Raw genomic sequence first — 24,898 nt, forward strand, 5'->3', positions numbered from 1 at the left:
CGTCATCTGGGCACTGCTGCGCGACGGCCGTGAGTTCCATCCCTCACCACCGATCACAGCCACAGCCGGCGCTTGACACGATCATTGAGACTCCTCGGGGTGTTTCAGGCAGCCGGGGTGCCGGCGGCGATCAGGTGGGTGGCGGCGAAGGCCCGCCACGGGTGCCAGGCGGCGGCCGTGCGGCCGGCGACGGCGAAGACGTCGTGCTCGAGCAGCTGCGTCTCGACCGTGCGCTCGGTGGCCGGGAAGGCGTCGGCGTGCCCCAGCCGCAGGGCGATCTCCTGGGCGGTGCTCTGCTCGATGCCGGGCAGCGCCGTCAGCCGGGCGGTGCAGTCGGCCAGGCTCGCCCCGGGGTCGAGCAGGGTCTCGTCGGCGGCGACGGCGGTGGCGAACGCGCGCAGCGTCCGCGCGGCCGCCGCGGGCAGGCGGGCCGCGTCCAGGTCCGCCTCGGCGAGGACGCCGGCCGACGGGAACAGGTGGGTCAGGCCGTGCTCGAGGCCGGGGACCGGCTGCCCCGCCGCTTCGACCAGCGCGGCCAGCTGCCGCTGCACCCGCGTCCGGACGCCGTACTGGCTGAGCACGGCTTCCACCGCGATCTCGAAGAAGCCCCAGGCGCCCGGCACGCGCAGGCCGGGCCGCTTGCGCAGGAGCGGGCCGAGGACCGGGTCGTCGGCGAGGGCGGCTTCGGCGGGGGCGGTGTCGGCGTCGACGCCGAACATCCGCCCGACGCGGTCGACGACGTGGATGAGCCCTTCCCAGAACGGCATGTGCGCGGTCAGCAGCAGGTGGTCGTCGCCACCGCGCTCGACCTCGATGACCCCGGCTTCGCCGTCCAGGCTGATCGTGCGCCGGTAGACGCCGTCGCGCACCGACTCCACCCCGGGCACCGCTCGCTCGGCGAGGAACGCGGTGAGCGCGTCCCAGTTCAGCGGCGCCACGAACGGCAGCCGCATCCGCAGGCCCCCGTCCGCGGCGATCCGGTCGGCCTTGCGGCGGCGGCTGCGCAGCTCGACCGGGGACGCGCGGAAGACCAGCTTCATGTCCCGGTTGAACTGGCGCAGGCTGCCGAACCCGGCGGCGAACGCCACGTCCGCGACGGTCAGGTCGGAGTCGTCGAGCAGCCGGCGCGCGAAGTGCGCGCGCCGCGAGCGGGCGAGCTGGTCCGGCGTCACGCCGAGGTGGTCGTGGAAGAGCCGGCGCAGGTGCCGCGGGGACACCGCCAGCCGCTGACCCAGCGCGGCTTCGGTGCCGGTGTCCAGCGCGCCGGCGATGATCAGCTGCACCGCCCGGCAGACGAGCTCGGGCGCGTCCGCGCCGACCGGGCCGGCGACGCGGTAGGGGCGGCAGCGCAGGCACGCCCGGAACCCGGCGGCCTCCGCTTCGGCGGCCAGCTCGAACGTCTTCACGTTCTCGGCGAGCGGCTTCGCCCCGCACCCCGGCCGGCAGTAGATGCCGGTGGTGACCACGGCCGAAAAAGTCGTCATGTCCCAGGTGTAGGGGATCGGCTCGGTGCGGCGCTAGCCAGATCCGGACATGAGCGGGGCAGGTGCGCATCCCGGGAGAAGACTTCTTCGCCGGGGCCGGGACCGCCGGGGACGTGTCCGGATCTGGCCGGACCCGGTCGCCCGCGCCCGGCACAGTGGTCGGCGGATCAACCACCGCACAACCGAGAGGGTTCCCATGCTGGCGAAGGTCTTCCCCATCCCCCTGAAGCCGGGCAAGCAGGCCGAGGCCGAAGCGCTCGTCCACGAGTTCGCGCCGCTCGGCCCCGGGCAGGAGGACGGCACCCTGTCCTTCCGCGTGTACCGCGACCCCGCCAAGCCGGACTTCCTGCTGTTCGTGGAGCACTTCGCCGACCAGGCCGCCTACGACGCGCACACCGGTTCCGCCGTCTACAAGGAACTGATCGCCGGCAAGTTCGCCGACCTGATCACCGAGTTCGTGGAAATCGACCACGAACTGATCGTCGGGCTCTGAATTCCGCGTTCACCGGCCGGATGCAGCAACGGCTGCGTCCGGCCGGGCGCGGGTAATGCGAATTCAGCGACAACCGCGTTACGCTCCGATTATCGGCGTAGTCCACGTCACGCGAGAATTGATTTTCCGGCGGAGACAACTCTGCCGGTCAACCCGCCAGGCCGCTGCAATGAAGAAGCCGGCACCCGACCGAGGTGCGGCACCCCCTTCGCACGCCACCTGGAGGCTCGGCCGTGACCACCACCGAAAAACCCGCCGGCGTACTGGCCGTCCTGCGCCGGACGCCCACGCCCGTCCGCTACCTGCTCGGTGGCGTGCTCGTCAACCAGCTCGGCGCGTTCGTCCAGACGTTCATGGTGCTGTACCTGGTCTTCCGCGGCTTCTCCGCGGGCGAGGCCGGCGCCGCCATCGCCGCCTACAGCGTCGGTTCGGTCCTCGGCGGGCTCGCCGGCGGCGAGCTGGTCCACCGCATCGGCCCGCGCGCGACGATCGCCGCCGCCATGGCGGGTTCGGCCGCGATCCTCGCCGTCATCCCGGTGTTCGGCCGTCCCGGCCTCTACGTCCCGCTGCTGGCCGCGCTGCTGCTCGCGGGCCTCGCGACGCAGAGCTACCGGCCCGCGGCCGCGGTCCTGCTCAGCGAGCTGATGCCGGGCGACGACCGCGTGATGGGCTTCTCGATGATGCGGATCGCGCTCAACCTCGGCGCGGCGCTCAGCCCGCTGGTCGCGGCCGGGCTCATCCTCCTCGACTGGAACCTCCTGCTGTGGTTCGACTCGGCCACCGCCCTGCTCTACGCGGTCGTGGCGCTGCGGCTGCTGCCCGACCACCGCGTCGAGCGCGAGCCCGCGTCCCCGAAGGAGGGCGGGACGCGTGCGGCGTACGGAATCCTCTTGCGGGACGGGCGGTTCTGGTTCTTCCTGGCCTCGGTGCTGATCGGGTCGGTCATCTACGTCCAGTACACCGTTTCGCTGCCGCTGAAGATCACGGCCGAGGGACACTCCGCCGGGCTCTACAGCGTCGTGCTCGTGACCGCGTCGGCCGTGCTCATCCTGTGCGAGCTGAAGATCACCTCCTACGTCACGCGCTGGCCGGGCCACGTCGCCGCCACGGCCGGGACGGTCCTGATGGGCCTCGGCGTCGCCGGGTTCGGGCTCAGCGGCGGTTCCGCGGTCGCGCTCGTCGTCTGCACGGTCGTGTTCGTCTTCGGGATCATGGTCAACGGGCCGACGATGTTCGCCTACCCCTCGACGTTCCCGGCCGCCGTCAAAGCGCGCTACATCAGCGCCCACCAGGCGACTTTCGGCCTCGGTATGGCACTGGGCCCGCTGTTCGGCGTCGCCGCGTGGGTGGCCCTGGGCAACGGCGTCTGGTGGCTGTGCGGCGCACTCGGCCTGGTCGCGGCGCTGTGCGCGCTGCTCGGCATGACGGCGGCGCGCCCCGCGGCCGCCTGAACCCCGTCCCCGACGGCCGCCCGCTGCGCGCGGGCGGCCGTCGAGTGTTGCCACAATTCACCGGAACGACGTAAAAAAGCACCCGAAAATGATCGACCAAGTGTGGCGGGAAATACCCGAACGGGCTAGCAAGGCCGCCAAGGAGCGGAAGAGACGCCGACCGCCAACAGCGACGCTGAGTGAACGAAGGGGAAGGGATTCACATGGGCAGGCCAGAAAAACCCGTCAACATGTCCGGTGGCATCGCCACCCAGTTCGCCCGGGAATTGCGTGAACTGCGCGCGCGGGCCGGGAACCCGACCTACCGGGAAATGGCCCGGTCGGCGATGTTCTCGTCGTCGGTGCTCTCCAGCGCGGCGAGCGGCAACCGGATGCCGTCGCTGCAGGTGACCCTCGCGTTCGTGGCCGCGTGCGGCGGCGACGACGAAGCCTGGCGCCAGCACTGGCACGCCGCGACGAGCGGCTATACGCAGGCCCCGTTCGGGGCCCGCAAACGGAGACCGACGTTGTTCCAGCGCCGCGGCACCCCGCCGCAGCCGGCGCAGCTACCCCCGAGACCGCGGGGGTTCGTCGGGCGGGCGGCCGAGCTGGCCTGGCTGCGGTCCCCGCGCGACACCCCCATGGTCGTCAGCGGGCCCGCCGGCGTCGGCAAGAGCGACCTGGCCCTGCACCACGCGCACGCGATCGCGGCGGAGGAGAACGACGGGCAGCTCTACGCCGACCTCGGCGGCCTGCGCCACGGCGGCGGCGCTCCCCCGGCGCCGGCGACCGCCGACGTTCTCGACGGGTTCCTGCGCGCGCTCGGCGTCGACGACGACCAGCTCGCCGGCACGTTCGACCACCGCGCGGGGCTGTACCGGACGCTGCTGGCCGAACGCCGGCTCGTCGTCGTGCTGGACAACGTCCAGGACGAGCAGCAGGTGCGCCCGCTGCTGGCCGAGACGACCACGAGCACGACGCTGCTGGTCAGCCGGAAACGGCTGCTGGGCCTGCGGGACGTCCAGCGCCTGCAGCTGACGCCGTTGCCGCGCGGCGACTCGATCGCGATGATCACCGCGGCGCTGCCGCACGTCGCGGTCTCCGCCGGGCCGGACTGCGACCGCCTCGCCGAGCTGTGCGGCGACCTGCCGCTCGCGCTCGACCTGGCCGTGCGCAAGATCGCGTCGCGGCCGCGGCTGACGCTGCGGCGGGTCGTCGAAGAATGGCGCCTGAACGGCACCACGGTGGACTGGCTCAGCGTCGGGGACCTGTCCCTGCGGGATTCCCTGGAGTCCGCGTACCGCACGCTCAGCCCGGCCGCGCGGGAACTGCTGGAGCAGCTGGCGCGGACCTCGCCGGGCGCACCGGATCCGTGGCCGCCGGCGCTGGACGAGCTGGCCGAGGAGATCGCCGACGCCGGCCTGCTCACGCACGCGGATCCGTACCTCGACGGGTGCGGGATGCCGCCGCCGGTGCGGGACTTCGTGCTGGGCGCCGCCGAACGCGGCGGACACGACCTCTCCGCGCCCGTGTCCGCCTAGCCCCGGGACGGCCCGGCAACGGCGCCGCCGTCCCTGTCTTCTCCCGCAGAACCGGGGATTGATTGTCCTTTGCGGACAATACTCCCAGCCAAGTCCGCGATGGCCTGTAATCAGCACAGCACGGGTTCTCGCCGACGCAGGCAGGTCGCACGCACCGGTCGTTCCGGCGGAACCCGCTCCCACGGATTTCCCCGGAAGGACAAGGTCATGCTCGACAACGGCATCCCGGTACGGATCCCGCCCGCCCCGCGTCCGCCGGGGTCCGGTGTCCATCGACGCTACGCGGCCTATGCGGCCATGTCTGCTTCGATCATGCTGCTCGCTTCGGCGATCTGGCTGTCGACGCGGGTGAAGCCGAACTCGGCGTGGCACGACATCGCGCTGTTCGCGCACCTGAGCTCGCTCGTGGTCGGCTTCGGCGCGGTCCTGGTGGCGGACTACTTCTTCGCCCTGTGGGCGCTCGGGCGCGTGCCGTTCGCCGAAGCCGTCCGCAGCGCTTCCCGGCTGCACCTGCTCGTCTGGGGCGGGGTGACGGGCCTGGTCGCGAGCGGCGCGCTGCTCTCGCCCGACCTCGGGTCCGCGGCCACGGTCGTGAAGCTCTGCCTCGTCGGCGTGCTGGCCGTCAACGGCGTGCACGCGACGGTGCTCGGCGGGCGGATGACGCTGGTCGACGGCCCGGTGCCGCCGCGGCTGCTCGTGCGCGGCGGCCTCACCACGGCGGTTTCGCAGCTGTGCTGGTGGGGCGCGGTCGTCATCGGCTTCCTGAACGCGACGCGGTGAACGTGTCCGGATCCGGCCAGACCGGCGGGCCCCCCGCCCGGCACCCTGGGTTTCCCCCGGAATCCTCGGAGAAAGGAAGAAAGAATGATCGCCAAACTGGTCCGCGCGGTGAGCGCGGCGATGCGCCCGGCGCCCTCGGCCACGACGGTGGCGCAGCGCATCGACGCGGCCCGCTCGCAGCCGGGCTACCTGATGACGATCGAGCTGTTCCGCTTGCGCGGCCTGGGCTGACCCGGCTCGCTCGCTTCGCCGGCCGGGCGCCGCCCGGGCTGGGCCACCCCCCAGCCCGACCGCCCGCCCGCCTCGACGAATCGAGTGAACCCATGACCCACCAACGGCTTCTGATGTGTTCCGCGCGGTATTTCCGCGTCGACTACGAAATCAACCCGTACATGCACGTCGGGATCCAGCCCGACGTGGACGCCGCCCTCGTCGAGCACGAGAACATCGTGGAGGCGCACCTGGCCGCCGGCCGCAAGGTCGAGTTCGTCGACGCGGACCCGGCGTGCCCCGACATGACCTACACCGCCAACGCGGCGGTGGTCCAGGGAACCCGCGCGGTGCTGGCGACGCTGCCGGCCGAGCGGGCTCCGGAAACCCCGCACCACCGGGCCTGGCTGGAATCCCACGGGTTCGAGGTGGCCTCGACGCGGTACGCGTTCAGCGGCCAGGGCGACGCGCTGGCGTGCGGCTCGCTGCTGCTGGCCGCGCACGGCCAGCGCACGGACACCCGGGCGCTGCGCACGCTGGCCCGGCACCTGGACTACGACGTCGTCCCGCTCCGCACGACCAGTTCCCGGTGGTACGACCTGGATCTGGCGGTGGCGGTGATCAGTTCCGGTGTCCTGGCCTACAACCCGGAGGCACTGGACGCGGCGAGCCTGCGAACGGTGCGCGGTCTGGGCGTGGAGCTGATCGAGGTGGCCCCGGCCGAGGCGGCGGCGTTCGCGTTGAACCTGATCAGCGACGGCCGCACGGTGACGATGACCGCGGGTGCCCCGCGCCTGGCGGCGGACCTGAGGTCGATGGGCTTGACGGTGACGGAGCTGGACACGACGGAGCTGCGCAAGGGCGGCGGAGGAATCCGCTGCACGGCGTTGACCCTGGACAACCCGTGACGGCCGGTGCCTGGCGGGCCGATGGCCCGCCAGGCACCGCGAGCGGCCCGCGATGACGGGAGAAGCGACCGGCCATGCCCTACGGTGATCACCGTGGACAACGGCATGGCGGACCAAACCCGTCGCGACGAGCCTGGTGAGGTCACCTACCGGGTGCTGTCCATCCGGATGATCTGGTTCGCCTCCGCCGTGATCGTGGTGCTCGGCGTCGCGGTCGCGGTGTGGTTGCTGGCGGCTTTCGGCCACGGCGACGCGCGGGAGCGCAACCAGCTGGAGGCGATCAAGACGGCCGGCACCGTCGTGGTCGGGACAGGTGGGGCGGCGGCGCTGCTGCTCGCCGCGCGCCGGCAGCGCAGCGCCGAGATCGCGCTGAAGCAGAAGGACCTGGACCAGGCCGCGGTGGCCCGCACGCACGCACTGCAGGAACGGATGGCCGAGGACACCCGGCTGGACGCGGCGGAGCGACGCCTCACCGAGCTCTACAGCACGGCGGTCGACCAGCTGGGTTCGGAGCGGCTGGCGGTGCAGCTCGGCGGCCTCTACGCCTTGGAGCGGCTCGGCCAGAGCAGCCCCGGCCAGCGGCAGACGATCGTCAACGTGTTCTGCGCGTACCTGCGGATGTTCACCGACGCGGCCGCGGACGTCGTCGAAAACCCCCTCGGGCAGCAAGGCCGCGTCCGGCAGGCCGTGGGCGAGGTGCTGGCGGCCCACCTGCGTCCCGGCGCGCCGGACCACCGCTTCTGGCCGGACCTCGACCTCGACCTCGCCGGCGCGAGCCTGCTCGGCTTCGACCTGAGCGGCTGCCGGGTGCGGTCGGCCGGGTTCCGCTCGGCGACCTTCGTGGGTCCGGCGCGCTTCGGCGCCGCGACGTTCACCGACGCGGCCGGTTTCGCCTCGGCGACGTTCACGGCGGAGGCGGACTTCACCGGAGCCGTTTTCGGCAGCCGGCCGGACTTCTCGGCGGCGTGCTTCCGCGGCGACGCGGTGTTCACGTCGGCGCGCTTCACCCGCGGCCTCGAGTTCGCCGGCGCGGTGTTCCTGACGCGCGCCCACTTCGATTCGGCGGTGTTCACGCTCGGCGAGACGGCACCCGCGTCGTTCGACGAGCTGCCGGACGAGCTGGCCCGGCAGCTGACCGCGCTGCCGACGCACGTTCCCTACGCCGCGATACCGGCTCCGGAGGCCGGTTCCGTGCCGCTCGGCGTCCGCGTCGACGGAACACCGGCCGTCTGGTCGCCGGCGGCCGATCCGCACTTCGTGGCGTTCATGGGGCCGGAATCGGGCAAGACGACGCTGCTGCGCACCATCCTCCGCGGCATCGTCGAGCAGAACACCGCGGCGGAAGCGGTGATCCTGCTGGTGGATTACCGCCGTACCTCGCTCGGTTACGTGCCGGCCGAGCACCTGCTGGCCTACGCGGTGTCCCACGCCCAGCTCACCGCGATCATGGAGGACGTCCGGGAATCGATGCGGCGGCGGCTCCCCGGCCCCGATGTCACGCAGGAGCACCTGAAGAACCGCAGCTGGTGGTCGGGACCGGACCTGTACGTGGTCGTGGACGACGCCGAGCTCGTCGCGCCCGGTGACGCCGACCCGTTCGAGCCGCTGCGCGAGTTCCTCCCCCAGGCGAAGGACGTCGGCCTCCACCTGGTGGTGGCCCGCCGCACGGAAGGAGCGTCCGGCGCGCTGCAGCACGGGACGCTCACCACGTTGGCCGCCCTGCAGACCCCGGGCGTCGTCGGCGACGGCGACTTCCGCGAGGGCCCGCTGGTCTTCGGCGTCTGGCCATCGGCCCTGATCCCGGGCCGCGTGACGGCGGTCAGCAGACGCCACGGCCAGGAACTGGTCCAGCTCGCGTGGTCGGAGCCCGACAACCCGAACTACGGCTGACGTCGGACGAGTCTCCTCGGAACTCGGGGACTTCGCGTTCCGCCCGCGTCAGCTCCCGCGGCACGAGCGCTCATCTGAAAACCACCTTTGAGGTTTCTTTCACCCGCCGCCGACAAGCTACGGCCGTCCCGGAAAGCGAGGAAGGCCGGCGAGGCGTCCTCACGGGTTTCACCTTGGAGGTCACCTTGATCGCAAGACGATCGACAGGCGCCGTCGCCGCGGCGGCGCTGGCCGGTTCGGTCCTGACGCTGTTCGGCCCGGCGGCCGCGCACGCGGACACCCGGACCGACATCCGCGATCTCGCCAGAGCCAACCTCGGCGTCACGATCTGCGGTACCAACAGCCTCGGCGGCACCGGGTACGAGAGCAGCTGCGCCAACCACGAAGCGTGGTGCGCCGATTTCGCGTCGTGGGTGTGGAGCCACCACGGCGTCGACGTCACCGGGCTCACCGCCGCCGCGGGCAGCTTCTACCTCTACGGGCAGCGGAACGGGACGCTGCACGCCGACCCCGGCTACGTCCCCCGCGTCGGCGACGCCGCCGTCTTCAACTACAACGGCAACGGCTACGCCGACCACGTCGCCCTCGTCGACACCGTGAACGCCGACGGGACCATCCGGACGATCAACGGCAACTTCGGCGCCTCGCCGGACACGTCCTCGGTGCAGCCGGCCACCGGCGGCGGCCGGGTCGGGCAAAGCGTCGCCGGCCAGACGATCTCCGGGTTCGTCAGCCCGGTCGTCGAGGAGGGCGACGCGGATTCGGCCCAGACGGCACGGGTGGTGTACCGGCCGGACACCGGCGTCACCGAGGTCTTCGGGCGCGGCACCGACGGCAAGCTCATCCACACCTACAACGGCGGCAACGGCTGGGCGGACTGGTCCGCGATCGGCGACTGGACCCTCGCGGGCGACCCGGTGGCGAGCTACCGCCCCGACACGGCGACCACCGAGGTCTTCGCCCGTGGCGGCGACGGCAGCCTCATCCACACCTACAACAGCGGCAACGGCTGGGCGCCGTGGTCGGTGATCGGCGGCTGGAAGCTCCAGGGCAACCCCAGCGTCGTCCACCAGCCGGGCACCGGCACGACCGAGGTGTTCGCGCGCGGTACCGACGGCAAGCTCATCCACGTCTACAACGCCGGCAACGGCTGGTCCGGCTGGTCCGCGATCGACGGCTGGACCATGGCGAGCGACCCGGTGGCGGTGTACCGGGCCGACCTCGGCGTCACCGAGGTCTTCGCCCGCGGGACCGACGCCCGGCTGATCCACGTCTACAACGGCGGTAACGGCTGGTCGGCCTGGTCGGCGATCGGCGACTGGGCGTTCACCGGCGTGCCGGCGGTCGTCGACCACACCGGATCCGGGGTCACCGAGGTGTTCGCCCGCGGTGCCGACGGCAAGCTCATCCACGTCTACAGCTCCGGCGGCGGCTGGTCGGCCTGGTCGGTGATCGACGGCTGGACGTTCGACGGCAGCCCGGCCGTGGTCGAGCGCCCGGGCGTCACCGAGGTGTTCGCCCGCGGCACCGACGGCAAGCTCATCCACGTCTACAACGCCGGCGGCGGCTGGTCCGGCTGGTCCGCGATCGGCGACTGGGCGCTGGGTGGCCAGCCGCTGCCGGTCCACCGGCCCGGCGACGGCGTCACCGAGGTCTTCGCCCGCGGCGGCGATGCCCGGCTGGTCCACGTCTACAACGCCGGCGGCGGCTGGTCCGCCTGGTCGGCGATCGGCGACTGGCAGCTCGCCGAGGAAACCGGGGGTGCGGCGTGAAGCGCTGGACACTGCGGGCCGCGACCGCTTTCGGCGCGCTGGCTCTGATCACGACGGTCTCCACGGCTCCCGCCGTCGCGGCACCGGCGACCACCGACGACACCCGGCTGGTGGACCCGGCCCGGCAGCGCGCGAACGAGCAGGCCGCGCTGAACGGCTTCCGGACGCAGAGCACTTCGGACGACTACATCGCGCTCGCCGGCCCGATCGCCCAGCAGGTGCACGACGAATTCGACATCCCGGCGTCGGTGACGGCCGCACAGTCGATCCTCGAATCGGACTGGGGCCGCAGCACCCTGACGGTGAACGACAAGAACTACTTCGGCTTCAAGTGCGTCTCGCCGGACTCGCCGGGCGGGATCGCCATCGGCTGCCACGCGTACCCGACCACGGAGTGCGATACCTCGGGCTGCCACCCGGCCACCGCGTACTTCCGCGTTTACGCGTCGATGACGGACTCGTTCCGCGACTACGGCCGGCTGCTGACGACGTTCTCCGTCTACGCGGACGCCCTGCCCTACCGCCACGACCCGGACGCGTTCATCCAGCACGTCGCCGTGCACTACGCGACAGATCCGGACTACGCCACCAAGGTCATCGGGACGATGCAGGCGAACGACCTGTACCGGTTCGACACCGCGGGCAGCGGCGGCGCGGGCTCGGTCGCCGCGGTGTACGAGCCGAACACGGGAACGACCGAGGTCTTCGCCCGCGGCGCCGCGGACAACCGGCTCGTCCACACCTACAACACCGGCGGCACCTGGCACGACTGGTCGGCCATCGGCGGCTGGCAGTTCGCGGGCCGGCCCGCCGCGGTCTACCAGGCGAACACCGGGACGACCGAGGTGTTCGCCCGCGGGACCGACGGCAAGCTCATCCACACCGACAGTTCCGCGTGGGGCAACTGGTCCGTCCTGGCGGACTGGCAGCTCGCCGGGGACCCGGCGGCCGTCTACGAACCCGACACCGGCGCCACCGCGGTCTTCGCCCGCGGCGCCGACGGAAAACTCGTGCACATCTACAAGACCGCGGACAACGTCTGGCATTCGTGGACCACGCTCGGCGGCTGGCAGATCACCGGCACGCCCTCGGTGGTCCACCAGGCCGCCACGCGGTCGGTGGACGTGTTCGCCCGCGGCACCGACGGCAAGCTGGTGCACATCTACAAGACGTCCGACGGCACCTGGCACGACTGGTCGGCGGCCGGGGGCTGGCAGATCAGCGGCGACCCCGTCGCCGTGTACCAGGCCCACGACGGCAACACCGAGGTGTTCGCCAGGGGCACGGACGGCAAGCTCGTCCACAACTACAGCGCCTCGGGCTGGAACTCGTGGTCGGCGATCGGCGACTGGACGTTCACGGGCACCCCGAGCGCGATCTACGAGCCGGGGACGAGGACGACGGAGGTGTTCGCGCGGGGCTCGGCGGACAACCGGCTGATCCACACGTACAACACGGCCGGAACCTGGCACGACTGGTCCGCGGTGGGCGGCTGGCAGATCGCCGGTTCTCCGAGCGCGGTGTACCAGGACCACGACGGCAACGTCGAGGCGTTCGCCAGGGGAACGGACGGCAAGCTCATCCACAACTACAGCGCGGCGGGCTGGAACTACTGGTCGGCGATCGGCGACTGGACGATCGCGAACTGACGCTCGCTTCCGAGGCCCCTGGGGATTTCCCCGGGGGCCTTGTCAGCGGTCGAGCCAGGGAGCGAGCAGCTTCTCCAGATCGGCGTCCGACAGCGCCCGCGGGCCGCCGTGGAACTCGTGCCAGCGGGCCGCGTCGCACGCGGCCGCGTACTCCACCTCGAATGCGCGCATCAGCACGTACATGAACGTCACCGAGCTGAACCGCTCGCCCAGCAACGTCCGGGCCTCACGCGCGACATCGGTCGCACCGACGAAATCCGTGAGCTTCAACGATTCCGCAGCCGGGTCCAACAGGCTGGGGGCATACATCACGACAGAATCTCCATAACCCAAAAGAAAACTAGCCTTCAGCGGCGAGCTGCCCGCAGGCGGCCGCGATGTCCTGACCGCGCGTGTCCCGCACCGTGCAGGCTACCCCGCCGGCGTTCACCAGCCGCACGAACTCCCGCTCCACCGGCTTCGGCGACGCATCCCACTTACTACCCGGAGTCGGGTTCAGCGGAATCACGTTCACGTGCACCAGCTGGCCCAGGTGCTTACGCAGCCGCTTGGCCAGCAGCTCGGCCCGCCACGGCTGGTCGTTGATGTCCCGGATCAACGCGTACTCGATGGACACCCGCCGCCCCGACGTGTCGGCGTAGTACCGCGCAGCCGAGAGCACCTCGTCCACCGACCACCGGTTGTTCACCGGCACCAGCGTGTCCCGCAGCTCGTCATCCGGCGTGTGCAACGACACCGCCAGCCGAACCTGCATCTTCTCGTCCGCCAGCTTCCGGATCGCCGGCGCCAGGCCCACAGTGGACACCGTCACCGACCGCTGACCGATCCCCAGCCCACCCGGAGCCGGATCGGTGATCCGGCGAACCGCCGCCACCACGCGCTTGTAGTTCGCGAGAGGCTCGCCCATTCCCATGAAGACGATGTTCGACAGCCGGCCGGGCCCACCCGGCATCGTGCCGTCGCGCATGACCGCCGCCGCCGAACGCACCTGGTCCACGATCTCCGCCGTCGACAGGTTCCGGTCCAGACCACCCTGGCCGGTCGCGCAGAACGGGCACGCCATGCCGCAGCCGGCCTGGCTCGAAATGCACAGCGTCGCGCGGTCCGGGTAGCGCATCAGGACGCTCTCCAGGAGCGTTCCGTCGTGCGCGCGCCACAGCGTCTTGCGGGTCGCGCCGTTGTCGGCCGAAAGCGCGCGGACCTCGGTCAGCAGCGTCGGCATCAACGACTCGACGAGCCGGTCCCGGGAAGCCGCCGGGATGTCCGTCATCTCCGCCGGGTCGACCGTCAGCCGCGAGAAGTAGTGGTTCGACAGCTGCTTCGCCCGGAACGGCTTCTCCCCCAGCTCCGCCACCGCGGCGGCGCGCTCGGCCACGGACAGGTCGGCGAGGTGGCGCGGCGGCAGGCCGCGCTTGGGGGCGTCGAAAACGAGCGGGAGGGCAGTCATAACCTGACCAGTGTCCCACGCGCCCACCAGCACCGCCCGAACCGCCCTGGCCGAATGTACGCCAGGTCACCGGCGAAACCGGGAAGGCCGTCCGGGAGTCCAACAGCGGACGAAAGAGGTGAGCCCGTGTCCTTCCGGCACAACGTCCTGGTCCTCGCGGTGGTCCTGAGCGCCGCCGCCTGCAGCACGTCGACCGGCGGGCAGGCGCAGCCCGTGCCGACGGTGACGAAGGCCGCCGGGCCGGAGGTCGTCGTCGGGACCATGCACGTCACGCTGCCCGTCGGCGCGAAGTACACCCAAGCGAGCGAAGACGGCCTGCTCGACGGCTGCGTCGCCGAAGGCACCGTCGTCTGCGAAGCCCGGCTCCTGGACCTGCACGAAGCGACCGCGGACCCCAACGCGCCCATCAACCTCCCGAGCGCGAAGCGCCCCTTCGGCTGGTACACGGGCACCGACGTGCCGACATGCATCACGGCCGCGTCGCCGCCCGGGCAGGCCGCGGAGGCGACCGGCAGCAACCTCGTCGAGTCCGGCTTCAAGCCGATCGGCACGAAGACGGCCGAGTACGGCCGCTGGGAAGTCACCTGCAAGGACGAGACCCAGAACAACCAGGTCCGGATGTGGTGGCTGCCGACCAGCAAGATCCTCGTCGTCCAGTACGGGGCGTTCGAAGGCTGGAACGAGAAGATGGACGCCGTGCTGGCCGGCGCGACCTTCAGCTGACGGCGTCGAGCGCCGCGCGGATGATCGCGTCCGTGTCGATGCCGTGGTAGCGGTAGACGTCCTCCAGCGACCCCGACTGCCCGAACTTCGTGACGCCCAGCGCGACCGACGGCACCCGGTTGATCCCGGCGAGGAACGCCAGCGTGTGCGGGTGCCCGTCGAGGACCGTCACCAGCGGGCGAGCCCGCGAAGCCGGGAACACCTGGTCGAGGATCCACGACTCGCCGCCGCCCCGGCCCGACCGCGCCTGGACGGCGTCGAACAGCAGGCCCGGGCTGGTCACGCACACCACGTCCGCCTCGACGCCCACCTGGGCCAGCCGCTCGGCCGCCGCGAGCGTGTCCGGCACCAGGGCGCCCATCGCCGCCAACGTCACCGACGGAGAGGACGCCCGCCGCAGCAGGTACGCGCCCGCCACGACCTGGCGGCGACGGCGTTCGCGCGCCGCCGGGTCGGTGGGCACCGCGGCCAGCGTCTGGTCGACCGGGCGCGTCGAGAGCCGGAAGTACGACGACGTGCCGCCCGGCTTGCCGAGCCGGCCGAGCGCGGCGAGCAGCGTCCATTCGGTGTCGATCGCGAACGCCGGTTCGTAGCTGACGCAGCCGGGCTGCTCGATGCCGATCGACGGCGTGGTGATCGACTGGTGCGCGCCGCCCTCCGGGGCGAGCGTGACCCCCGACGGCGTGCCGATCAGGATCGACTGCCCGCCCGCGTAGATGCCGAACGACCACGGCTCGAGCGCGCGCTCGACGAACGGGTCGTACATGACGCCGATCGGCAGCAGCGGCTCGCCCCAGCGGCTCCACGTCGCCCCCAGCTCGCCCAGCAGGCCGACCAGGTTCGTCTCGGCGATGCCCAGCTCGACGTGCTGGCCGGTCGGCTTCTCCCGCCAGTGCATGATCGTCTCGGGGTCGTCCTCGAACCAGTCGCGGCGCTCGGTGGCCGACCAGACGCCGACCTTGTTGACCCAGCCGCCGAGGTTGGTGGTCGAGCTGACGTCGGGGCTGACCGTCACCACGCGCTTCGCCGTTTCGGGTGCTTCGCGCGTGAGGTCGAGCAGGACGCGGCCCAGTGCCGCCTGCGTCGTCGCGGTCCCGGACGGCGTACGCCCGATGTCGACCGGCAGCTCCAGCGAAGGCGCCGAAGGAACGTCCGGACGGCGAAGGCGCGAAGCAGCTTCAAGACACAACGCGGCTTCGGGTGACCCTTCGGCGAAGCGCTCCCACGGCGAAGCGAGGTCCGCGCCCAGCGAAGAAGCCAGCTCCTCCATCTGCGAAACGGTCAGCAGCGACGAGTGGTTCTGCGGGTGTCCTTGCGTGGGGAGACCGCGGCCCTTGACCGTGTAGCAGAAGATGACCGTCGGCCGGTCGTCCGAAATGGACGCGAAGACCTCGTCGAGCGAGCCGAGGTCGTGCCCGCCGAGGTTGCGGATCGCGGCCAGCAGGGTTTCGTCGTCGAGCGAGGCCACCAACGAGGCCAGCGCCGCGTTCCCCGCGGGCAGCCGGTCGCGCAGCTGGGCGGCGTCGCAGCGCAGCAGCCGCTGGTACTCGGGGTTCGGCATCCCGTCGATGCGGGCGCGCAGCTCGGCGCCGCCGGGCCGGGTGAACAGCTCCTCCAGCAGGCGGCCGTACTTGAGGGTCAGCACCTGCCAGCCGGCGGCGTCGAACATGCCCTGCAGCCGCCCGGCCGCGATGTTCGGAACCACCCGGTCGAGGGACTGGCGGTTGAGGTCGACGATCCAGACGACCTCGCCCAGCTCGGCGACGGCCGGGTCGAGGATGGCCTCCCAGATGGCGCCTTCGTCCAGCTCGGCGTCGCCGACCAGCGAGTACTGCCGGCCGGTGCCCGCCGAAGAGCCCCGGGTCGTCAGGTAGCGGCGCGCCAGCGCGCCCCAGATCGGGGCGGTGGCGCCGATGCCGACCGAGCCGGTGGAGTAGTCGACGGGGTCGGGGTCCTTCGCGCGGCTCGGGTAGCTCTGCAGGCCGCCGAACTCGCGCAGCGTCGGCAGGTAGGCCTCGTCCAGCTCGCCGAGCAGGTAGTTGATCGCGTGGAGCACCGGCGACGCGTGCGGCTTGACCGAGACGCGGTCCTCGGGGCGCAGGTGCCGGAACCACAGCGACGTCATGATCGACACGAGCGACGCGCACGACGCCTGGTGCCCGCCGACCTTGAGCCCCGAGGGGTTGGGCCGGACCCGGTTGGCCTGGTGCACGATCGCGGTGGCGAGCCAGAGGACCCGCTGCTCGATCGCGGTGAGCGCCGGGGCGGTCGCGGGGGCGTGGGTCATCGTCGACACCTTTCGTGCAGGAAGCGCACACCAGGACAGCACTGGTGGACGCTTCGCACAACCGATGCGGACGTGAGTGCGCAGATTGCACACCGGGAGCGGACGGCTCAGGTCTCCGGGTGCGCAGAATGCACGCGCTCCAGCAGGGGCGTCAGGCGGTACGGGACGAGCTCGCGCATGACGAGCGAGATGTTCGTCCGCTCGACGCCCGGGGAGGCGAGGATGCGTCCGGCGATGCGGTAGAGGTCGTCGGCGTCGACGGCCACCACCTGCACCATCAGGTCGCTCGCCCCGGTCAGCCCGCACACCTCGGTGACCTCGGGGATCGTGGACAGGGCGTCGGCGATCTCGGCGAGGCGCCGCTGGTCGACCATCGCGTTGACGAAGGCCCGCAGCGGGTAGCCCAGCCGGGCGGGGTCGATGCGGCGTTCGAACGACCGGAGGACGCCGCGCTGCTCGAGCCGCACGAGCCGGGCCTGCACCGTGTTGCGGGACAGGCCCAGCCGCTCGGCCAGCGCGACCGCCGTGGACCGCGGGTCCTCCCCCAGCGCTTCGAGCAGGCGCGCGTCGATCTCGTCGATGGTTTCCGGCACCCGCCGATTTTGTCAGCCCAGGTACTTCTTCAGGTCGTCGAGGACCTTCATCGCCCCGATCGGGCCGAGGCCGAGGAACCACACCTCGTCGGCGACCGGGATGGCGTGCTTCGCCTTGACCGCGCCGAGCCCGGCCCACAGCCCGCTGCTCGTCACGGCCTTCTCGTCCGCGCTCGGGCCGGCGCCGTAGCTGGAGTAGAAGATCCAGTCGGCGTCGGCCTCGTCGATGCGCTCCTTCGAGATCTGCGCGGCCAGCTCGTCGATGTTCTGGTTCGCGGGCCGTTCGAGACCGACGTCCTTGAGGATGACGCCGATGAAGGACAGGTTGCCGTAGAGCCGGATGTTGCCGGAGAGGAAGCGCAGCAGCGAGATCTTCGGCGTGCCCTTGACCGAAGCCTTCACCTCGTTCGCGCGCTTCTGGTAGTCGTTCAGCAGCCCGACGGCCTTCGTCTCGTCACCGAGCGAGGCCCCGATCAGCAGCAGGTTCTCCTTCCACGGGAACCCGGGCCGGATGCCGAACACCGTCGGCGCGATCTTCGACAGCTGCGGGTAGAGGTCGTTGGCGCGCAGCTTGCTGCCGACGATCAGGTCCGGCGTCAGCGCGGCGATCCGTTCGAGGTTGAGGTTGTTGATGTCCCCCACCGTCGGGATGCCCTCGACGCGGTCGGCGAGGTAGGACGGCACGCCGCTCTGCCCGGCGGTGGTGGCCATGCCGACGGGCGTGACGCCGAGCGCGAGGACGTCGTCCAGCTCGCCGCTGTCCAGCACCACGACCCGCGTGGGCTTCTTGTCCAGCTGGGTCTTGCCCAGCGCGTGGGTGACCGTGCGCGGGAAGACGCCGGGTCCGACGTCCGCGCCGAGCTTGGCCGTCTCCTTGTCCGCGGTCGAGAACAGCCGGCCGCCGGTGGCGACGTCCTGGTCGCCGACGCCGGAACTGCTCGGTTTGTCGGGCTGCCCGCACGCGGCGAGGAGCGTGACGGCCGCGAGCACGGCGACCGGAGATGTCCGCTTAGGACGCATCGGGACTTCCTTTCGAGGTGGCCCGCCGCCGGCCGATCGGGACGACCAGGGGCGTGGCGGACACCGGGTCTTCGATGACCTGGCAGGGCATGCCGAAGACGTCGGCGACGAGTTCGGCGGTGAGGATGTCGGCGGGCGCGCCCTCGGCGGCGATCCGGCCGTCCTTCATCGCGATGAGGTGGTCGCCGTAGCGGGCGGCCAGGTTGAGGTCGTGCAGGACGATGACGATGGTCCGGCCGTCCTCGGCGTTCAGCTCCGCGAGCAGGTCGAGGACCTCGACCTGGTGGGCGATGTCGAGGAACGTCGTGGGCTCGTCGAGCAGCAGCAACGGAGTCCGCTGCGCCAGGGCCATCGCGATCCAGACGCGCTGGCGCTGCCCGCCGGACAGCTCGTCGACCGGCCGGCCGGCGAGCTCGACCGTGTCGGTGGCGACCATCGCCTTCGCGACGGCGTCGTCGTCTTCGGCGCTCCACCGGCGGAACACGCCCTGGTGCGGGTAGCGGCCACGCCCGACGAGGTCGGCGACGGTGATGCCCTCGGGCGCGGTCGGCGACTGCGGCAGCAGGCCCAGCACGGTCGCGACGTCCTTGCTGCGCCACGTCGTGATGCCCTTGCCGTCGAGGTAGACGGCGCCCGCGGTCGGGGTGAGCAGCCGCGCCAGCCCGCGCAGCAGCGTCGACTTCCCGCAGGCGTTGGTCCCGACGATCATGGTGACCCGGCCGGGCGGGATCCGCACGGAGAGGTCCTTGACCACGCGCAGCGGGCCGTAGCCGAGCTCGAGGTTCTCGGTGTGCAGTGTCACGGCGTTCCCCTCACATCCGCCCGGCGCGGTTGGCGCTCGCGAGCAGCCACAGCAGGTAGGGCGCGCCCACCGCGCCGGTCACGACACCGACCGGCAGCTGGGCGCCGAGCAGGTGCTGGGCGGCGAAGTCGCCCAGCAGCACGACGAGCGCACCGGTCAGCGCCGCCGGAAGCAGTCCCGCGCGGGCGCCGCCGACGAGCCGGGTCGCGATCGGGTTGGCCACGAAGGCGACGAACGCGACCGGTCCGGCGGCCGCGGTCGCGAAGGCGGCCAGCGCGACGGCGATCAGCAGCAACGCCAGGCGGGCGCGTTCGACGTCGAGCCCGAGTCCCGCCGCGGTGTCGTCGCCGAGCTGCAGGCCGGCGAGTGCCCGGCTGCGCAGCAGCGCCGCGGGCAGGAGGACGGCGAGCGCGGCCGCCAGCGGGACGACGTGGTCCCAGCCGCGGCCGTTGAGGTTGCCGGTGAGCCACACCAGGGCCTGCTGGGCAAGCGTGACATCGGCCCACGTCATCAGGTACGACACGACGCTCGTCAGCACCGCGCCGACACCGACTCCGACGAGCACCAGGCGGTAGCCGTGCACGCCGCCGCGGCGGGCGAGGAGGTAGATGGTGGCGCCGGTGAGCAGCGCGCCGGCCAGCGCCGCGACCGAGACGACCGCGCCGCCGGCGCCGAACAGCACGATCGCGACGACCGCCGCCGCGCTCGCGCCCTGCGTCACGCCGATGACGTCCGGGCTGGCGAGCGGATTGCGCAGGAGCCGCTGGAAGAGCGCGCCGGACGTCCCGAAGGCGGCCCCGACGAGAACGCCGGTGACCGCGCGCGGCAGCCTGAGTTCGGTGACGACGTAGGCCGCGCGGCCGGTCCCGTCCCCGAAGAGCAGGCCAGGGAGGTCGCCGAGCGGCACCGGGAAGTCGCCCACCGCCAGGGAAACCGCGAAGACGACGACGATCGCGAGCAGCAGCGCCAGCGTCACCGAGCGGGCCCGGACCGCGCCCCGGCGTCGCGCGGCGGCGACCGCCTCGACGGCGTTCACACCGCCACGACCTTCCGGCGGCGCACCAGGAAGACGAACACGGGCGCGCCGACGAGCGCCGTGACGATCCCGACCTGAACCTCGGCCGGGCGCGCGACCACGCGGCCGACGACGTCGGAGACGAGCAGCAGCAGCGGGGCCAGCAGCGCGGAGTACGGCAGCAGCCAGCGGTGGTCGGGGCCGGTGACGACCCGCGCCGCGTGCGGCACGGTCAGCCCGACGAACGCGATCGGCCCGGCGATCGCCGTCGCCGCCCCGCAGAGCACGACGACGGCCAGCGCGCACACCAGCCGCGCGACCGGGACGTTCTGGCCGAGCGAGCGGGCGACGTCCTCGCCGAGGGAAAGCGCGTTGAGCAGCCGGGCGGACACCAGCGCGAGGACCACGCCGGCGACCACGAACGGCACGGCCTGGGTGATCGTCGCCGCGTCGCGGCCGGTCAGCGAGCCGGCTTGCCAGAAGCGGTACTGGTCGAAGGTCGTCTGGTCGGTGAGCAGGAGCGCGCTGGTCGCCGAGGCCAGTGCCGCCGTCACCGCCGCCCCGGCGAGGGCCAGCTTCACCGGCGTCGCCCCGGCCCGGCCGAGCGAGCTGACGCCGTAGACGACGGCGCCGGCGGCCGCGGCGCCCAGGAAGCCGAACCAGACGTACCCGCCGACGCTGGTGATGCCGAAGGTGCCGATGCCCAGGACGACGAAGAGGGCCGCGCCCGCGTTGACGCCGAGCAGGCCCGGGTCGGCCAGGGGGTTGCGCGTCGCGCCTTGGATGACGGCGCCGGACAGGCCGAGCGCGACGCCGGCGAGCACCCCGGCGAGCGTGCGCGGGAGCCGGAGTTCGCGGACCACGAGGTGGTCGGGGTTGCCGGGGTCGAAGTGGAAGAGCGCGTCCAGCACGGTGGCCGGGCTCAGGCCGCGGGTGCCGACGGCGATGCTGAGCAGCACGGCGGCGGCCACGGCCGCGGTGAGGACCACCAGTCCGGCCGTGAGCGGGAGCGAGCGGGTCCGCACTGGTCGTTACCTCTGCTAACAGGTCTTTAGGCTTGCCTACCCTATGGCGCGAAACTTGAGGGCTCAAGTTCCGTGAGCGGCATCACCGCGACCAGGTTGCCATCCGACTGTTTCCGATATATCGTGAACGTGTCGCAACCGTTCGAGAAAGGAACAACCGACATGCGTAGGCAACGACACCCCTTCATGCAGGAACATCCGTTCGCCCAGGAACGTGGGCGTGCACCCTTCGGTGGCTTCGGCGACTTCGGCCCGGGCTTCGGGCCGGGTTTCGGTCCGCGCGGCGGACGCGGCCGGGGACACGGACCGGGCCGGCGGGGTCACGGCGGACGGCGCAGCCGCCGCGGTGACGTCCGCGCCGCGATCCTGGCGCTGCTCGCCGAGCAGCCCCGGCACGGCTACGAGATCATCCGCGAGATCGGCGAGCGCTCCGGCGGCTTCTGGCGGCCGAGCCCCGGCTCGGTCTACCCGACGCTGCAGCTGCTGGCCGACGAAGGCCTGGTCGTCAGCAAGGACGAGAACGGCAAGAAGCTGTTCGAGCTGACCGACGCCGGCCGCACCGCCGCCGAGGAGCAGGACAGCACCCCGCCGTGGGAGCAGATCGCCCAGGACGTCGACCCGGTCGAGGTCGGGCTCGCGAAGGCGGGCAAGAACCTGGCCGCCGCCGTCGTGCAGATCATGCGCGCGGGCACCGAGAGCCAGCAGGCCCGCGCGGCCGAGGTGCTCAACGACGCCCGGCGCTCGCTCTACGGCATCCTCGGCGAGGACGAGGACGAGTCCTCGGCTCCCGGAGAGGCCGCCGAGTGACCTGGCAGGACGAGGCCGGTGGGCTTGACCCGCGTGTGCACGCGGTAGCCCACCGGCAGCGTCAGGTCCTGCGCGCGATTCCCGTTACGCTGCAAGGACTCCGCGATCGCCTGTTCGGCGACCCGCTTGCTGAACTCGATCTTCAGCACCGCTTCCAGGTCGGCGGCGGCCGGGAAACGCCACTGGGTGGCGACCCGGCGTAGCCCGAACCCGGCGCGGGCGAAGAACCGCTCCACCGCCGCCGGGTCGTAGTGCGGCAGGTCGGCGCGCATCCAGCCGCCGTAGGGCTCGCTGGTCACGTCGAGGTCGACGATCACGATCGCCCCGCCCGGCCGCAGCACCCGCTCGGCCTCCGCCAGCCCCGGCTCGCAGCCGGGGCCGAAGAAGTACGCCGTGCGCGCGTGGACGACGTCGACGCTCGCGCTGCGGACCGGCAGCCGCTGGGCCCGGCCCATCCGGACGTCCACGTTCGACAGTCCCTCGACGCGCTTCAGCGCGCTTCGCACCAACGGCTCGTGCGGCTCGACCCCGAGCACCGATCGCGCGTCGCGGGCGAAGACCGGCAAGTGGAAACCGTCGCCGCAGCCGACGTCGAGCACGTCCCGGCCGGTCCAGTCGCACTCCTCGCGCAGCACGCGCCAGATCTCGCCGGCACTGTCCTGCGCGCGGTTCTCCCGCTCGTAATCGGCCTGGTAGTACCAGATGTTGGGGCTCGGCACGACCTCCGCGCGCCGGGACGACCACCGCACCCCGCTGCTCCTTCCGGGTCCTCGTCGCCGTCCCGTGCTCTCCCGGTGGCGAATTCTTGGCGGAAACCTCACCGATCACGCCTAGAATCCGGTGGGTACCGGGAGGAGCACCCATGGCAATCGGCCCGTCCAGTCCCTCGTCCCCGGTTCCGGCCGGAATCCCGTGCTGGATCGAGCTGGCCTGCCGCGAGCAGGCCGTGGCGGAGAGATTCTACGGCGCCCTCTTCGGCTGGGAGTACACCACTCAACGGGATCCGGCGACGTCCGACGGCCGGTACGCCATCGCGACGATGAACACCCTCCCCGTCGGTGGCCTGTACCGCGCAGCCCCGGGCGCGCCGCTGGGCTGGATGCCGCACCTGTCCGTGCCGCACACCGCGAGCGCGGCCGAGTGGGTGGAGCACCTCGGCGGGCGGCTGACGCTCGGGCCGATGCCGATCCCGCAGCGGGGCACGATCCTGCACGCCTTCGACGCGTGCGGCGCGCCGGTGGTGTTCTGGGAGGTACCGCCGGACTGGGAGTTCGTCACCGGGATCCCCAACACCTTCAGCGGCGCGGACCTCAACACGCACGACGGCGTCGCGGCGGATCACTTCTACACCAAGCTCTTCACCTACGGCAGCCACCAGATCGGCGACGGCGAGTCCCTGGACTACGTCGAGTGGCTCATCGAGCACGAACCCGTGCTCTACCGGTACGTCATGGGCTCGGAGTACAGCCTCGACACCCCGCCGCACTGGCTCGTCTACTTCGACATCGACCCGGCGCGCGGGGTCGACGCGGTCGCCGGCGAGTCCCTCATGCACGGCGGCACCGTCGTGATCCAGCCCTACGACACGCCGTTCGGCCGGATGGCGATCCTCGCCGACCCGGAAGGCGCCGTCTTCGCGGTGATCGACCACTCGCGCGTCTCGGAGGACTGGGGCCGCGCCGAGGTCGACGACCCCTACGACGACTGACGCTCGGCGAAGGCCAAGCCCGCCACCAGCGCGTACCCGCCCGCCACCAGCCACATCCCGGCGGCGGGGGCCAGCGCGCCGACGAGCGCGACCCCGATCGCGCCGCCGGTCTGGCGGGACGCGTTGAGCACGCCGGCGGCCAGCCCGGCCTTGCCGGGCAAGGAGTTCATCGCCAGCGACGTCATCGCGGGCATGGCCAGCGAGCAGCAGCCGAAGACGACCGAGCCGGCGACGAACGGCACGAGGGCGCGCTCGGCCGGCAGCACCGCGAAGCCGATCGCTCCGGCGAGCCCGGCGAGCGCACCCGCGACCATGGGGACACGCGGGCCGAAGCGCCCGGTCAGCCGTCCGCTGAAGAACGCGTTGAGCCCGACGGCCAGCGTCAGCGGCACCAGCGCGAGCCCGGCCGCGAGCGCGCCGAGCGACCAGGCGCGTTGCAGGAACAACGCGAGGCAGAAGAGCGTGCCGTAGAGGCAGAAGTTGAACAGCCCGCCGATCCCGGTCGCCACCGCGAAGTTCCGGATCCGCAGGATCCCCAGCGGCAGCACGGGTCCGGGGACGCGCTTCTCGACCGCCACGAACACCGCGCCGCTCACCACTCCCCCGGCGAGCAACGCGAGGGTCGCCGGAGCGAGCCAGCCGGCGTGCCCGGCTTCGATGAACCCGGCGACGAAGGCGGCCAGCGCCGCCGTGCCGGAGAGCTGTCCCGCGAAGTCGAGGTGGGTGTCGCGACGCGGCGGTTCCGTGACCGCCCGGCGCGTCAGGACGATGGCGACGATCCCGACCGGGACGTTGACGGCGAAGACGAGCCGCCAGTCGGCCAGACCGACGGCGAGCCCGCCGAGCACCGGCCCGGCGGCCAGCCCGACGCCGCTCATGCCACCCCACACGCCGAGGGCGCGGGCCCGCTCCCGCGGGTCCGGGAACTGGTGGACGATCAGGGCGAGCGACGACGGCAGCAGCGCGGCGGCCCCGGCGCCCTGGATGGCGCGGGCCGCGATCAGCCAGGTCGCGTCCTGCGCGAGGGCACAGCCGATGCTCGCGACGACGAAGACGGCGACGCCCGTTTCGAAGACGCGTCGCGAACCCCACCGGTCACCGGCGGCGCCCCAGGTGAGCAGGAACGCCGCGAGCGTGACGGTGTAGGCGTCGACGACCCACTGCAGCGCGGCGGTCGACGGCTCGGCGAACTCGGCGCCGATCGCGGGCAGGGCGAGGTTCACGATGGTCGCGTCGAGCGTGATCATCAGGAAGCCCAGGCAGACGGCGGACAGAGCCAGCTTCGCCGGAGCGCGGGTTTCGGTGGTCATGCCC

The 24,898-nt window shown here is 72.1% G+C and carries 23 protein-coding genes; 12 read left to right on the forward strand and 11 right to left on the reverse strand.

Annotated elements, in window-relative coordinates; genetic code table 11:
• Positions 1-104: 104 nt before the first annotated feature.
• A complete protein-coding gene (locus ACWEVP_RS11555; RefSeq protein WP_452062485.1) occupies positions 105-1,484 on the reverse strand; it encodes an AlkA N-terminal domain-containing protein in 1,380 nt (459 codons plus the stop codon).
• A gap of 196 nt (positions 1,485-1,680) precedes the next feature.
• Here ACWEVP_RS11555 and ACWEVP_RS11560 point away from each other — a divergent pair, with 196 nt between their 5' ends.
• The 9 genes from ACWEVP_RS11560 (at position 1,681) to ACWEVP_RS11600 (ending at position 12,157) form a co-directional block, all read left to right on the forward strand.
• Positions 1,681-1,977 carry a putative quinol monooxygenase gene (locus tag ACWEVP_RS11560; protein WP_372670671.1) on the forward strand — a complete coding sequence of 99 codons (297 nt, stop codon included), beginning with the start codon at positions 1,681-1,683 and terminating at the stop codon, positions 1,975-1,977.
• A gap of 233 nt (positions 1,978-2,210) precedes the next feature.
• Positions 2,211-3,428, forward strand: a complete 1,218-nt coding sequence (locus ACWEVP_RS11565; RefSeq protein WP_452062486.1) for an MFS transporter — start codon at positions 2,211-2,213, stop codon at positions 3,426-3,428.
• A 203-nt stretch (positions 3,429-3,631) separates the two neighbouring features.
• Positions 3,632-4,948 carry a helix-turn-helix domain-containing protein gene (locus ACWEVP_RS11570; RefSeq protein ID WP_452062487.1) on the forward strand — a complete coding sequence of 439 codons (1,317 nt, stop codon included), beginning with the start codon at positions 3,632-3,634 and terminating at the stop codon, positions 4,946-4,948.
• A 297-nt stretch (positions 4,949-5,245) separates the two neighbouring features.
• Positions 5,246-5,728 carry a hypothetical protein gene (locus tag ACWEVP_RS11575; RefSeq protein WP_452062488.1) on the forward strand — a complete coding sequence of 161 codons (483 nt, stop codon included), beginning with the start codon at positions 5,246-5,248 and terminating at the stop codon, positions 5,726-5,728.
• Positions 5,729-5,812: 84 nt separating this feature from the next.
• Complete coding sequence (locus ACWEVP_RS11580; protein WP_372670665.1) at positions 5,813-5,959, forward strand: hypothetical protein; 147 nt, start codon at positions 5,813-5,815, stop codon at positions 5,957-5,959.
• A gap of 92 nt (positions 5,960-6,051) precedes the next feature.
• The gene (locus ACWEVP_RS11585; RefSeq protein WP_452062489.1) at positions 6,052-6,846 is read left to right on the forward strand and encodes a dimethylarginine dimethylaminohydrolase family protein; all 795 of its coding nucleotides are present in this window, start codon (positions 6,052-6,054) and stop codon (positions 6,844-6,846) included.
• A gap of 105 nt (positions 6,847-6,951) precedes the next feature.
• Positions 6,952-8,736, forward strand: coding sequence for a hypothetical protein (locus tag ACWEVP_RS11590; protein ID WP_452062490.1), 1,785 nt, complete (start codon positions 6,952-6,954; stop codon positions 8,734-8,736).
• 185 nt (positions 8,737-8,921) lie between these two features.
• Complete coding sequence (locus ACWEVP_RS11595; RefSeq protein WP_452062491.1) at positions 8,922-10,508, forward strand: CHAP domain-containing protein; 1,587 nt, start codon at positions 8,922-8,924, stop codon at positions 10,506-10,508.
• Entirely contained in the window at positions 10,505-12,157 is a 1,653-nt protein-coding gene (locus ACWEVP_RS11600) for a glucosaminidase domain-containing protein (protein WP_452062492.1), read from the forward strand. The genes ACWEVP_RS11595 and ACWEVP_RS11600 overlap by 4 nt, the downstream gene beginning before the upstream one ends.
• A gap of 42 nt (positions 12,158-12,199) precedes the next feature.
• Here the strand turns inward: ACWEVP_RS11600 and ACWEVP_RS11605 are convergent, their stop codons facing one another.
• Positions 12,200-12,466, reverse strand: a complete 267-nt coding sequence (locus ACWEVP_RS11605; protein WP_452062493.1) for a hypothetical protein — start codon at positions 12,464-12,466, stop codon at positions 12,200-12,202.
• 31 nt (positions 12,467-12,497) lie between these two features.
• Positions 12,498-13,604 (reverse strand): 23S rRNA (adenine(2503)-C(2))-methyltransferase RlmN, encoded by a 1,107-nt coding sequence (gene rlmN / locus ACWEVP_RS11610; protein ID WP_452062494.1) that lies wholly within the window; start codon positions 13,602-13,604, stop codon positions 12,498-12,500.
• Between the two features lie 126 nt (positions 13,605-13,730).
• Here rlmN and ACWEVP_RS11615 point away from each other — a divergent pair, with 126 nt between their 5' ends.
• Entirely contained in the window at positions 13,731-14,327 is a 597-nt protein-coding gene (locus tag ACWEVP_RS11615; protein WP_452062495.1) for a hypothetical protein, read from the forward strand.
• On the opposite strand, the gene ACWEVP_RS11620 is transcribed toward ACWEVP_RS11615, so the two are convergent.
• The 6 genes from ACWEVP_RS11620 to ACWEVP_RS11645 form a co-directional block, all read right to left on the reverse strand.
• Entirely contained in the window at positions 14,320-16,614 is a 2,295-nt protein-coding gene (locus ACWEVP_RS11620; RefSeq protein ID WP_452062496.1) for a transketolase-like TK C-terminal-containing protein, read from the reverse strand. The two genes, ACWEVP_RS11615 and ACWEVP_RS11620, sit on opposite strands and share 8 nt — an antisense overlap.
• Positions 16,615-16,721: 107 nt before the next feature.
• The gene (locus ACWEVP_RS11625; protein ID WP_452062497.1) at positions 16,722-17,207 is read right to left on the reverse strand and encodes an Lrp/AsnC family transcriptional regulator; all 486 of its coding nucleotides are present in this window, start codon (positions 17,205-17,207) and stop codon (positions 16,722-16,724) included.
• 12 nt (positions 17,208-17,219) lie between these two features.
• Positions 17,220-18,227, reverse strand: a complete 1,008-nt coding sequence (locus ACWEVP_RS11630) for an ABC transporter substrate-binding protein (protein ID WP_452062498.1) — start codon at positions 18,225-18,227, stop codon at positions 17,220-17,222.
• On the reverse strand, positions 18,217-19,029 hold the full coding sequence (locus tag ACWEVP_RS11635; protein WP_452062499.1) for an ABC transporter ATP-binding protein: 813 nt from the start codon (positions 19,027-19,029) through the stop codon (positions 18,217-18,219). The genes ACWEVP_RS11630 and ACWEVP_RS11635 overlap by 11 nt, the downstream gene beginning before the upstream one ends.
• Before the next feature lie 10 nt (positions 19,030-19,039).
• Positions 19,040-20,065, reverse strand: coding sequence for a FecCD family ABC transporter permease (locus tag ACWEVP_RS11640; protein WP_452062500.1), 1,026 nt, complete (start codon positions 20,063-20,065; stop codon positions 19,040-19,042).
• A complete protein-coding gene (locus ACWEVP_RS11645; RefSeq protein WP_452062501.1) occupies positions 20,062-21,069 on the reverse strand; it encodes a FecCD family ABC transporter permease in 1,008 nt (335 codons plus the stop codon). Before ACWEVP_RS11645 ends, ACWEVP_RS11640 begins: the two co-directional genes overlap by 4 nt.
• Before the next feature lie 162 nt (positions 21,070-21,231).
• Between ACWEVP_RS11645 and ACWEVP_RS11650 the strand changes: the two genes are divergently transcribed.
• Positions 21,232-21,876 carry a PadR family transcriptional regulator gene (locus ACWEVP_RS11650; protein WP_452062502.1) on the forward strand — a complete coding sequence of 215 codons (645 nt, stop codon included), beginning with the start codon at positions 21,232-21,234 and terminating at the stop codon, positions 21,874-21,876.
• On the opposite strand, the gene ACWEVP_RS11655 is transcribed toward ACWEVP_RS11650, so the two are convergent.
• On the reverse strand, positions 21,816-22,625 hold the full coding sequence (locus ACWEVP_RS11655; protein WP_452062503.1) for a class I SAM-dependent methyltransferase: 810 nt from the start codon (positions 22,623-22,625) through the stop codon (positions 21,816-21,818). The genes ACWEVP_RS11650 and ACWEVP_RS11655 overlap by 61 nt on opposite strands.
• A 113-nt stretch (positions 22,626-22,738) precedes the next feature.
• On the opposite strand from ACWEVP_RS11655, the gene ACWEVP_RS11660 reads away from it, so the two are divergent.
• Entirely contained in the window at positions 22,739-23,584 is an 846-nt protein-coding gene (locus ACWEVP_RS11660; protein WP_452062504.1) for a VOC family protein, read from the forward strand.
• Here ACWEVP_RS11660 and ACWEVP_RS11665 read toward each other — a convergent pair.
• Positions 23,572-24,894, reverse strand: a complete 1,323-nt coding sequence (locus tag ACWEVP_RS11665) for an MFS transporter (protein ID WP_452062505.1) — start codon at positions 24,892-24,894, stop codon at positions 23,572-23,574. The genes ACWEVP_RS11660 and ACWEVP_RS11665 overlap by 13 nt on opposite strands.
• Positions 24,895-24,898 lie beyond the last annotated feature (4 nt).

This window comes from Amycolatopsis sp. NPDC003865 (assembly GCF_053605345.1).